Origin of the sequence: Streptomyces sp. NPDC051776, from assembly GCF_040681345.1 — a bacterium.
Taxonomy (GTDB): Bacteria; Actinomycetota; Actinomycetes; order Streptomycetales; family Streptomycetaceae; genus Streptomyces.
This window is the reverse complement of sequence record NZ_JBFAYQ010000088.1, coordinates 1-10,736: the sequence shown is the minus strand read 5'-3', so window position 1 is coordinate 10,736 and position 10,736 is coordinate 1. Positions and strand designations below refer to the sequence as shown.

Sequence of the window (10,736 nt, the reverse complement as noted above, 5' to 3'; positions counted from 1 at the left end):
ACCACCAGAGGAATAACCCAGTGGTCCACAGCATCCTCGCTGTGTCTTTCTTCAAAGGAACCCAACCCCCAGACCACAACCATGGCCCGGAGACGGGATATCAACATATCTGGCGTTGACTTTTGGCACGCTGTTGAGTTCTCAAGGAACGGACGCTTCCATCGAAACCATCTCACCGGTTTTTCCGGGCGCTTCCCTTCGGTGTTCACCACACTAGCGGGTTTCCTCGGCGATTCATAATCGCCCCCTTCGAGATGAATTCTGGGCACGCCAAAATTGACCCCGGTTAGGGAAGAAGCTCGTAGTGATGGCTGTGCCGCTTGCGGGTCTGGCGTTCGGCTGAGGCCGTTCGCGGCTCTTCCCGTGTCAAGCGGCTCGGGCTACGTTAGGCGTTTCCGGACTGGGAGTCAAGTCGCCTTCTGGCTACGGCGACGCGGCGTATGAGCGCGGTACGGGCTCACGGTCGGATCGCCGTCGATCCAGAAACGCCAAGGGTGGACGGCCCCTTCGCCCCCGACTCCCGTACGCGGGCCATTGCGGACGAGGTCGCGGCCCACCGGTTCGCCTTCGAGAACCGATAGTGGAGAGCCCGGATCGGTGGAGATGTCGGCGCCGTTGAGGGCACGGTCCACATCCAGTGCGGTGGCCAGACGTGCGGGGCCCTGGGCGAGTTGGGTGTCTTTGCGTGCCGTGGGCCGCCGTTTCCGGGCGAGCTCCACTCCTCCGGTGATCTCGCCGGCGCGGAGGAGCACGGCGCTCGCGCGCTCCACCGGTCCGCAGACCAGGTTCATCGCGAACCACATGCCGTAGATGAAGTAGACGTACGCGTGGCCGGGCGGGCCGAACATCGTGGCGTTGCGCGCGGTCCGGCCGCGGTACGCGTGCGAGCCGGGGTCCCTCGAGCCGTCGTACGCCTCGACCTCCGTCAGCCGTAGTTCGATCGTGCCCTCGGTTGTCGTACGGACAAGGGTGCGGCCGAGGAGGTCCGGGGCGACCTCGAGGACGGGCCGGTCGAAGAAGTCGCGAGGTAGCGGCGTACGGTGCGGCATGCGCTCCGAGCGTAGTGCACCTGGTACGTACGACGGCTGGCCATACGGTCATCCGCTTGCCACCGTTGGCCGGACGGAACCGCCCGGCGCTGTGGCGCGTATCTAGAGGTCAAACGTTGTCGCGGCGAGACATGGTTTCGCCCGGGGAAGGAAGAACATGGGCTTCAAGAAGCTGCTCGCGAGCATGGGTGCCGGCGGAGCTTCCGTCGAAACCGTGCTGACCGAGGCGAACGTCGTACCGGGCGGTGTCGTGCAGGGCGAGGTGCGGATCCAGGGCGGGTCCGTGCCGCAGCAGATCGAGGGACTCTCCGTCGGTCTTCAGTCGCGGGTCGAGCGCGAGGACGTGCAGGTCAACGGACAGGACGTCAAGCAGAACGTCGAGTTCCACCGGAAGCAGCTCGGCGGGGCCTTCGAGGTGCAGGCCGGTGCCGTGCACGCGGTGCCGTTCGGCCTGGAGATCCCCTGGGAGACCCCGATCACGATGTTCATGGGGCGGCATCTGACGGGGATGGAGATGGGGGTGACGACGGAGCTGCAGATCGCCCGTGCCGTGGACTCCGGCGACCTGGACCCGATCAACGTCCATCCGCTGCCGGCGCAGCAGGCCATCCTGGACGCCTTCGGCTCGCTGGGCTTCGGCTTCAAGAGCGCGGATCTGGAGCGCGGGCACATCCGCGGCACGCGACAGCGGCTGCCGTTCTACCAGGAGATCGAGTTCTTCGCCCCGCCGCAGTACCGCGGCCTGAACCAGGTGGAGCTCACGTTCATCGCCGACGGCCACGAGATGGACGTCGTCCTGGAGATGGACAAGAAGCCGGGTCTGTTCACCGAGGGCACCGACTCCTACCGGTCGTTCACCGTCAACCTCCAGAACTTCCAGGGGACCGACTGGGCTGCATATCTCAACCAGTGGCTCGCCGAGGTCGGCGGTCGCCGCAACTGGTTCTAGGCTCGGAGAGGCAGAGATCCACTGGATCCATCCCGAGCCATCCGATCAGGAGGTTTCGACGTGTCCGAGCTCAAGCGGCCGCCGCTTCCGCACGATTTCCATCCGGCGGTGCCCTCGTTCACCGTGGTGAGCGATGACGTGGCGCCGGGGGCGACGCTGGCCGATGCGCAGGTGTTCGCGAAGGACAACATCTCTCCCCACCTCCGGTGGGAGGGGTTCCCCGCGGAGACCAAGAGCTTCGCGGTGACGCTCTTCGACCCGGACGCGCCGACGGGGAGCGGCTTCTGGCACTGGGTGCTCTTCGACATCCCCGCCGATGTCACGGAGCTGCCCGCGGGGGCCGGAAGCGGCAAGTTCGAGGGACTGCCCAAGGGGGCCGTGCACGTACGGAACGACTACGGGAAGCGGAACTTCGGCGGAGCAGCTCCGCCGCCCGGGGAGAGGCACCGCTACGTGTTCACGGTCTACGCCGTGGACACGGAGAAGCTGGGTCCGGACGCGGACGCCACGGCGGCGGCCGTGGGTTTCAACCTGCGGTTCCACACCCTGGGGCGCGCCCAACTGCTCAGCGAGTACACCGCGCCGTGATGGGGGCGCCCTGACGGGGCGTCCTGTTGCCGGCACTGCCGACGCGTCGGCGATGCCGATGCGCGGACGTCCCGTACGGCGCAGTGACCCGCCCGCCTTGCCACGTCTCGCGTGGCGGGGCGGGCGGGTTTTCACGTCTTCACCCCGTGCCGCCTTCGGTACGGGAAATTGCGTTGTTCCGACTGGTGTGCGCGGCCAGAGTTGATCTGAGCCCGCCACCCGGCGGGGGGACCGGGAGGTGGGCACGCATGCGCGAGACGCTGGTACTGAACGCGAGCTTCGAGCCGCTGTCGACTGTGTCGCTGCGGCGCGCGGTGGTGCTCGTGATGCAGGACAAGGCCGTCGTTGAGCAGGCCCACCCGGGGCTGCGGATCCGCGCCGCGGCGGTCGATCTTCCGGTGCCGCAGGTGATCAGGCTCTGCCGTTACGTACGGGTGCCGTTCCGAAGACGGGCGCCCTGGTCGCGGCGGGGTGTGCTGGTGCGTGACCGGCATCGCTGCGCGTACTGCGGGCGGCGGGCGACGACCGTGGACCACGTGGTGCCGCGTTCGCACGGTGGTGCGGACACGTGGCTGAATACCGTCGCTGCGTGCGCCGAGGACAATCACCGCAAGGCCGACCGTACTCCGGAGCAGGCGGGGATGCGGCTGCTCAGTAAACCGTTCGAGCCGACGCCCGCGGATGCTCTGGTGCTGGCGCTGGGGATGTCCGGGCGTGAGGCGCTGCCCGAGTGGATGCCGGCACCGGGTGCGCGCGTGCCTGCGTGAGCGGATGGGTCCATCTGCTGTCGTGCTCGAGCGCATTGCTCTGGGGTTCGCTCTGGGTTCGCTCAGGGCTCGCTCAGGACTCGCTCACGGCTCAGGCGAGGAGCAGACGGACCATCGCGGCGATCCCGACCGCGACGACGATGGTTCGGAGCACGATGGGCGGAAGTCGGCGGCCGACGATGGCGCCGAGGGGGCCGCCGAGGGCGGAACCCGCCGCGATGAGCAGTACGGCGGTCCAGTCGAAGTCCGCGACGAAAAGGAAGAAGAGCGCGGCGACTGCGTTGACGAGGGCGGCGAGGACGTTCTTGACGGCGTTGAGCCGCTGAAGGTCGTCGTCGAGCAGGAGACCCATCAGGGAGAGATAGAGGATTCCCTGAGCCGCCCCGAAGTAGCCGCCGTAGGCGCTCGCGAGAAGGAGTCCGCCCATGAGGACGGGGCCGCCGTCGGCCCGGTGGGCGCGCGCTCCGGGCGCGGCCGGGGCACCCCCGCCCGAAGTGCTGTCGTCCGTGACACCGTCGTTGTCCGCAGCGGCGCCGGAGGTGGCAAGGGTGGCATCTGCAGCTCCGGCTGAGGTCCTGCGCGAAAGGTGACGCTGAACGGCTCGTGCCAGCCAGGGCTGGACGGCGACGAGCACGACGGCCAGGCCGACGAGGATCGGCACGATCGTGTCGAACGCGTCGGACGGCAGGACGATCAGCAGGGCGGCGCCGATGAGGCCGCCGATGACGGCGACGACGCCGAGACGCAGGACGCGGCTGCGCTGGCCCTTGAGCTCACGGCGGTAGCCGATGGCGCCGCCGATCGCGCCGGGAACGATGCCGAGGCTGTTGGAGACGTTCGCAGTCACGGGCGGCAGGCCCACCGCGAGCAGGACCGGGAAGGTGATCAAGCTGCCGGAGCCGACGATGGTGTTGATCGTGCCGGCTGCCATGCCTGCCGCGAATACGGCGAATGCCTCCCAGATGCCCACGCTGTGCCTTCCGGTTCGGTGTCTCCTGCACCGATCATGCCGGACGACAGGTGGGCACCGGCAGCGGGGGCCGCGGCCGTCCGGACCTCTCCAGGTCGTTGCCGGGATCGCGGGGCGCCCGACCGTAGCGCCAGGGCTCCGGGCTGCCCCGGGCCCCAAGGTCCGGGCGCCCGTGCCCCGAGGCTCCGGAGCCCGTCCGTGGTCCCAAGGCTCAGTCCAGCGGGGGCTGCTCCCGGCGCGGGGCGGGCGTCTTGGGCGCTGAGGCCGCGGGTGCGGCCGGGCCGGAACCGCCACCTCCGGCCATCGGGCCGAAGTTGCCGATGGCGCCGCTGAGCCCCTTGAGTGCGTCGCCGATCTCGCTGGGGACGATCCAGAGCTTGTTGGCATCGCCTTCAGCGATCTTCGGGAGCATCTGGAGGTACTGGTACGAAAGCAGCTTCTGGTCGGGGTCTCCAGCGTGAATGGACTCGAAGACCGTCCGGATCGCCTGGGCCTCACCCTCGGCTCGCAGGGCCGCGGCCCTGGCCTCACCCTCGGCGCGCAGGATCGCCGACTGCTTCTCACCCTCCGCGGTGAGGATCTGGGACTGACGGATGCCCTCCGCGGTGAGGATCGCGGCGCGCTTGTCACGGTCGGCGCGCATCTGCTTCTCCATCGAGTCCTGGATGGAGGTGGGCGGCTCGATGGCCTTCAGCTCGACGCGGTTGACACGGATGCCCCACTTGCCGGTGGCCTCGTCGAGGACACCACGGAGCGCGGCGTTGATCTCCTCGCGGGACGTGAGGGTCCGCTCGAGGTCCATGCCACCGATGATGTTGCGGAGGGTGGTGACGGTGAGCTGCTCGATCGCCTGGATGTAGCTGGCGACTTCGTACGTGGCGGCCCGGGCGTCGGTCACCTGGTAGTAGATGACGGTGTCGATGTTGACGACCAGGTTGTCCTGGGTGATGACGGGCTGCGGCGGGAACGGGACGACCTGTTCACGGAGGTCGATCCGGTTGCGGATCGAGTCGATGAACGGGACGACGATATTGAGGCCCGCGTTGAGGGTGCGGGTGTACCGGCCGAAGCGCTCCACGATGGCGGCGCTGGCCTGGGGGATGACCTGCACCGTCTTCATGAGTGCGATGAAGACGAGCACCACCAGGATGATCAGGACGATGATGATCGGTTCCATGGATGCTCCCCGTTACCCCTTCGATTGCTTGATGATCGAGTCTGGCAGAGTGCGGCTCCGTACGGTACGGATTCCAGCCATCCGACCGGCGGTTGAGCAGGCTTCACATCGCGCGGCACATCACACGGCGCTCACATCACCACGGCGGTCGCACCGTCGATGTCGACCACGTCGACCTGCTGGCCCACTTCGCAGACCTGATCGGAGTCGAGCGTACGCGCCGACCAGACCTCACCCGCAAGCTTGATCCGGCCGCCGCTGCCGTCGACGCGTTCGAGGACGACGGCCTGTCGTCCTTTCAACGCCTCGACGCCGCTTGGCATTTGGGGACGCTGGTTCCGATGCCGGGCGGCGATCGGCCGCACGACGGCGATCAGAGCGACGGAGACGGCAGCGAACACGAGCACTTGGGGCACTGTGCCGGCGCCCAGCGCGGCCGTGGCGGCGGCCGCCACGGCTCCGACAGCGAACATCCCGAACTCGGGCGTCGCGGTGAGAACGAGAGGTATGCCCAGCCCGACGGCGGCGATCAGCCACCACACCCATGGATCCACACCTTCATCGTAGGCGCGGTGACCTCATTGCCGACAGTGGCCGATCGGACAGAGTGATCGAGTGTGACCGCCGAAGGCCCGGTGGCGGCACGGGCGTTGGGGGAAGTGCACAGGGAACCGGGCCGGGGCCATAGGGGGCGGGGGCGCGGGGGGGCGATCCGGGAAGCGGATCGGTCCGGAATGGGAGCAGGTGAACCGGGAGTAGCGGACACGTGATCCGAGAGTGCAGGCACGTGATCCGAGAGTGCAGGCACGTGATCCGAGAGTGCGGGCACGTCACCCGAGAGTGCGGGCACGTCATGGACGGGGCCCGGCGGGCGCTCAGGACTTCAGCGGCAGGCCCTGCGCGGTCCACCGGTCGCCGTTGCGCTCGACGACCAGCGGCAGCCCGAAGCACAGGGAGAGATTCCGGGAGTTGAGCGTGGACTCAACGGGACCGGCGGCCAGCACCCTCCCCTGACGGATCATCAGGACGTGGGTGAAGCCCGGGGCGATCTCCTCGACGTGGTGCGTCACCATGATCATGGACGGGGCGAGCGGGTCGCGGGCGAGCCGTCCCAGCCGTCGTACGAGGTCCTCGCGGCCACCCAGGTCGAGGCCGGCCGCCGGCTCGTCGAGCAGGAGCAGCTCGGGATCCGTCATCATCGCGCGGGCGATGAGGGTGCGCTTGCGCTCGCCCTCGGAGAGGGTGCCGAACTTGCGGTCCAGATAGTCGTTCATGCCGAGCCGGTCGAGGAAGGCGCGGGCACGCTCCTCGTCCACGGACTCGTAGTCCTCGTTCCAGTGCGCGGTCATGCCGTAGGCGGCGGTGAGGACGGTCTCCAGCACGGTCTGGCGGTTCGGCAGCTTGTCGACCATGTTGACCCCGGCCATGCCGATGCGGGGGCGCAGTTCGAAGACGTCGACGCTGCCGAGCTTCTCGCCGAGGATCTGCGCGGTGCCGCTGCTCGGGAAGAGGTAGCTGGAGGCGATGTTGAGCAGGGTCGTCTTGCCGGCGCCGTTGGGACCGAGGATCACCCAGCGCTCGCCTTCGGCGACCGACCAGGAGACCTGGTCCACCAGAGCCCGGCCCTCGCGGACCACGGATACGTCCACCAGCTCCAGTACATCGCTCATGAGCGCGTTGTCTCCCATGCAGTCTCGGCTGTCGCGTGCGCCTGTGGGCGCAGCCCCCAGGGAAAACCTACGCCACCGGTCGGCAGGGTCGGTCTCTAGGCTGGTCCCATGCTCACCGAACCGCGTTCAGGGCGGCTGGCCGCCTGGGGAAATGCCCTCATTGCCGGACTGATCTCGCCCGACGAGGCCGTGCACCGGATTGTGGCGGACGACGCACTGCACCGGATCGAGGGGCTGCCCGGCGAGGCGGAATCCGTCGGTCTGAGTCTCGGGCTCGGGCGGCTGCGCGCGCTCGGCGTGACCGGACTGCTCGTGGCGCTGCCCGCACCCGGGCATCCGCTGGGTCTGTGCGGACCGCCGGACTTCAACGCGCGGGCGATGGAGGCGGAGGAGGCCGTGATCGCGTCGGGCGGGCAGCCGTTGGGCCTCGTTCCCGAGGTCCACGAGGCAGGTCCCGAGGGGGATCAGCACATCGAGGTGGTGTGGCACTGCCTGCCCGTGCGGGAGGCGCCACCCGCGGACGTGCCGTCGCTGGGCGAGGCGGAACGCGAACTCGCCGAGGCTCTGCGGGAGGCGACCGAACTGCTCTCACGCATGGACGTGGCAGGCTCGGGTCCCGTGGCGGACGCGGCGCTCGAGGCGTACAGGGCGCGGGCCGAGCGCGGCCGGGAGGTGCTCGCACCGGGCTATCCGCCGCGGGCCGTGCGGGTTCTGGAACTGGCGCAGCGGGTGGGTGCGCTGATCGCCATCGCGAGCGGGCCGGTCACCGGGAGCGGGGGCGGGCGCGAGCACGGGGCTGCTGTGAGCGCGTCGCAGATCTCCGCGCGCGCGGAGGCTCTGCGGCCGGTGGAGCGCACGGCGCGCAGGGCGCAGGTGGCGGCGTACAACGCGTACGTGGAGGAGCGGGAGCGGCGCTGAGAGGCCGGTTCCGGTAGCCCCTGGGAGCGGCGCGGCCCACCGGCAGGGGCAACGCTCGGGGGCCCCGCGGGAAGGCTCGGGGGACGAACCTCCCGCGGGTTTCCGAGGCGCACCCTCACAGGCACACGCTCCCCACAAAAGGGACCGGCCCCGGGGACCCGCATCCCCCGAGGGCCGGTCTGTGCTGATCGGGCTGATCGGCTGGAGTGCGATCAGTTGGCGGCGTAGTTGTCGAAGGCCGTGTTTCCGACGCCGATGACGTTCACGGTGTTGCCCGCGACGTTGACCGGCACGTGGACCGGCGCCTGGATCACGTTGCCCGAACCGATGCCCGGCGAGAACGCGGCCTCGCTCTGGGCGTTGGCACCGGCGGCGGAGGCGGCGCCGGCACCGGCGGCGACGAGCCCGCCCGCGAGGAGCGTGACGGCAGCGGCCTTCTTGAAGTTCATCACTTTTCTTGACCCTCCCTGGACTTCACCGCGGACGGATCGCCGCGGCACGCCATGGAAAACGGATCATCGCGGGCGCGGTTGCGCCAAAAGGGCTACATACACCCGACAGTATGAATCTCGGTTTGGCTGGCCGGTTCGTGGTGAAGGGGCCCGCACGGCCCCGCTCGGGCCGTCGCACTCGGCCCGGGGCGCCCGCCCGGCCTCAGCCGGTCACGCCGTGCCGTACGGCCCAGAGCGCCGCCTGCGTACGGTCCGCCAGGTCCAGCTTCATCAGGATGTTCGAGACGTGGGTCTTCACCGTCTTCTCGGACAGCACCAGCGCGCGGGCGATCTCCCGGTTGGAGCGGCCGTCGGCGATCAGGGCGAGCACCTCGCGCTCCCGGTCGGTCAGCGCGCCTCCCCGCCCCTGGGCACCCGGCGCCTCTTCCTGGGCGAGCAGCGCCCCGGCCACTTCGGGCTGCAGGAGGACGTGCCCGGCGTGGACGGAACGGATGGCGCCGGCCAGAGCGTCCGGGTCGACGTCCTTGTAGACGTATCCGGAGGCGCCGGCACGGAGCGCGGGCACGACGGTGCGCTGCTCGGTGAAGCTGGTGACGACCAGCACCCTGGCGGGGTTGTCCAGGCCCCGGAGCTTGCGGAGGGCCTCGATGCCGTCGGTGCCGGGCATCTTCACATCCATGAGGACCACGTCGGGGCGCAGTTCCTCGGCGCGCGCCACCCCTTCCGCACCGTCCGCCGCCTCCCCCACCACCTCGATGTCGTCCTGCACTTCGAGGAACGTCCGCAGCCCGCGCCGTACGACCTGGTGGTCGTCGACGAGCAGGACGCGGATGGCGCGCCGTCGCTCATCCACCGGGCACCTCCATCTCGATCAGGGTGCCCTTTCCGGGCGCCGACTCCACGCTCAGGGCGCCGCCCACGCCGCTCGCCCGGTCCCGCATCGACACCAGGCCGAGGTGTCGGCCGGCCCGGCGTACGGCGGACGGGTCGAAGCCCTGGCCGTCGTCCTCGACCCGGAGCACGACGCCTTGGCCGCTGCGGACGAGGGAGACCCCGACGCGGGCGGCCCCCGAGTGCCGCAGCGCGTTGTGCAGCGCCTCCTGGGCCACGCGCAGAACGGCCTCCTCCTGGGCGGCCGGCAGGGCCCGCACGCTCTGCGAGGCGAAGGTGACCTCGGCGGTGTGGGCGCGGTCGAGGACCTGGATCTGCGTACGGAGGGTGGCGACGAGGCCGTCCTCGTCCAGGGCCGCGGGGCGCAGCTCCACCACTGCGGCCCGCAGCTCGTCCGCCGCTTCGGCGGCCAGGTCGGCGACCTGCTGCATCTCGCCCTTGGCCCGCGTGGGGTCGCGGTCGACGAGAGCGGCCGCGGCCTGGGAGGTCAGTCGCAGCGAGAAGAGCTTCTGGGAGACGGCGTCGTGGAGCTCGTGCGCGAGGCGGGCGCGCTCCCCCGCGATGGTCAGCTCGCGACTGCGCTCGTAGAGGCGGGCGTTGGTCAGGGCTATGGCGGCGTGCTGGGCGAGGATGCCGAGCAGGGACTGGTCCTCCTCGGTGAAGCCGCAGCGATCCCGGGGCGCGGCCTCGCGCTCCTCCGCCGGCCCGCCCGGGTACCGCTTGTTCGCGAGGAACAGGGCGCCCAGGACCTCGTCGCCGTCGGCCACCGGCAGGCCGATGAAGTCGGAGAGGTCGGGGTGGGCGCGCGGCCAGCCTTCGAAGCGCGGGTCCTCGCGGACGTCGGCCAGCCGCTGGGGCGTGGCCTCCTGCAGCATCGCCGCGAGGATGCCGTGCTGCCGGGGCAGGGGCCCGATGGCCTTCCACTGCTCGTCGCTGACACCGTCCACGACGAACTGGGCGAAGCCCCCGTGGTCGTCGGGCACCCCGAGGGCCGCGTACTCGGCGTCCAGCAGTTCGCGCGCGGAGGCCACGATCGTCTGCAGCACATCGCGCACTTCGAGGTGGCGGCTCATCGCCAGCAGCGCGGCGCTCACCGCGGCGAGACCCGATTCGGGTGCGGAGCCGGTGGTCATTGGTAGTTGGAGGCGCGGTGCTCCTTACGGGCCCGTTTCCTCCGTCCCCTTTCAATCCGTGCGTGCGGTTTTCCCGTACACGGCTTACCGATGATCTTCTTGACAGGGTTACGCAGCCTTCGGGTAGCGAATAGTGCCACGCAGTTGATACAGGCCGTGCCCTTTGAACCAC

The 10,736-nt window shown here is 69.7% G+C and carries 13 protein-coding genes; 4 read left to right on the top strand and 9 right to left on the bottom strand.

The window, feature by feature from the left end:
- A partial coding sequence (locus AB0M26_RS30440) for a hypothetical protein (RefSeq protein WP_365266060.1) occupies window positions 1-212 on the bottom strand: 212 nt, incomplete at its 3' end.
- A 195-nt stretch (window positions 213-407) separates the two neighbouring features.
- Window positions 408-1,049 (bottom strand): DNA-3-methyladenine glycosylase, encoded by a 642-nt coding sequence (locus AB0M26_RS30435; protein ID WP_365266059.1) that lies wholly within the window; start codon window positions 1,047-1,049, stop codon window positions 408-410.
- 157 nt (window positions 1,050-1,206) lie between these two features.
- Between AB0M26_RS30435 and AB0M26_RS30430 the strand changes: the two genes are divergently transcribed.
- The 3 genes from AB0M26_RS30430 (at window position 1,207) to AB0M26_RS30420 (ending at window position 3,353) form a co-directional block, all read left to right on the top strand.
- On the top strand, window positions 1,207-1,998 hold the full coding sequence (locus AB0M26_RS30430) for a sporulation protein (protein ID WP_365266057.1): 792 nt from the start codon (window positions 1,207-1,209) through the stop codon (window positions 1,996-1,998).
- A 60-nt stretch (window positions 1,999-2,058) separates the two neighbouring features.
- Window positions 2,059-2,586 carry a YbhB/YbcL family Raf kinase inhibitor-like protein gene (locus AB0M26_RS30425; RefSeq protein ID WP_365266055.1) on the top strand — a complete coding sequence of 176 codons (528 nt, stop codon included), beginning with the start codon at window positions 2,059-2,061 and terminating at the stop codon, window positions 2,584-2,586.
- Window positions 2,587-2,834: 248 nt separating this feature from the next.
- The gene (locus AB0M26_RS30420) at window positions 2,835-3,353 is read left to right on the top strand and encodes an HNH endonuclease (protein ID WP_365266053.1); all 519 of its coding nucleotides are present in this window, start codon (window positions 2,835-2,837) and stop codon (window positions 3,351-3,353) included.
- 91 nt (window positions 3,354-3,444) lie between these two features.
- Here the strand turns inward: AB0M26_RS30420 and AB0M26_RS30415 are convergent, their stop codons facing one another.
- From AB0M26_RS30415 to AB0M26_RS30400, 4 genes are all read right to left on the bottom strand, one after another.
- Complete coding sequence (locus tag AB0M26_RS30415) at window positions 3,445-4,323, bottom strand: sulfite exporter TauE/SafE family protein (protein ID WP_365266051.1); 879 nt, start codon at window positions 4,321-4,323, stop codon at window positions 3,445-3,447.
- A 211-nt stretch (window positions 4,324-4,534) separates the two neighbouring features.
- Complete coding sequence (locus AB0M26_RS30410; RefSeq protein ID WP_365266050.1) at window positions 4,535-5,500, bottom strand: SPFH domain-containing protein; 966 nt, start codon at window positions 5,498-5,500, stop codon at window positions 4,535-4,537.
- A 131-nt stretch (window positions 5,501-5,631) separates the two neighbouring features.
- Entirely contained in the window at window positions 5,632-6,054 is a 423-nt protein-coding gene (locus AB0M26_RS30405) for an NfeD family protein (RefSeq protein WP_365266048.1), read from the bottom strand.
- Window positions 6,055-6,375: 321 nt separating this feature from the next.
- Window positions 6,376-7,170: an ABC transporter ATP-binding protein gene (locus tag AB0M26_RS30400; protein WP_365266046.1), complete on the bottom strand. Its 795-nt coding sequence runs from the start codon at window positions 7,168-7,170 to the stop codon at window positions 6,376-6,378.
- Window positions 7,171-7,278: 108 nt separating this feature from the next.
- Between AB0M26_RS30400 and AB0M26_RS30395 the strand changes: the two genes are divergently transcribed.
- Window positions 7,279-8,088: a hypothetical protein gene (locus AB0M26_RS30395; RefSeq protein ID WP_365266044.1), complete on the top strand. Its 810-nt coding sequence runs from the start codon at window positions 7,279-7,281 to the stop codon at window positions 8,086-8,088.
- Window positions 8,089-8,300: 212 nt separating this feature from the next.
- Here the strand turns inward: AB0M26_RS30395 and AB0M26_RS30390 are convergent, their stop codons facing one another.
- The 3 genes from AB0M26_RS30390 to AB0M26_RS30380 form a co-directional block, all read right to left on the bottom strand.
- Entirely contained in the window at window positions 8,301-8,540 is a 240-nt protein-coding gene (locus AB0M26_RS30390; protein ID WP_365266042.1) for a chaplin, read from the bottom strand.
- A 202-nt stretch (window positions 8,541-8,742) separates the two neighbouring features.
- Window positions 8,743-9,393 carry a response regulator transcription factor gene (locus AB0M26_RS30385; protein ID WP_365266040.1) on the bottom strand — a complete coding sequence of 217 codons (651 nt, stop codon included), beginning with the start codon at window positions 9,391-9,393 and terminating at the stop codon, window positions 8,743-8,745.
- Window positions 9,386-10,564 (bottom strand): GAF domain-containing sensor histidine kinase, encoded by a 1,179-nt coding sequence (locus AB0M26_RS30380; protein WP_365266038.1) that lies wholly within the window; start codon window positions 10,562-10,564, stop codon window positions 9,386-9,388. The genes AB0M26_RS30385 and AB0M26_RS30380 overlap by 8 nt, the downstream gene beginning before the upstream one ends.
- Window positions 10,565-10,736: the final 172 nt, after the last annotated feature.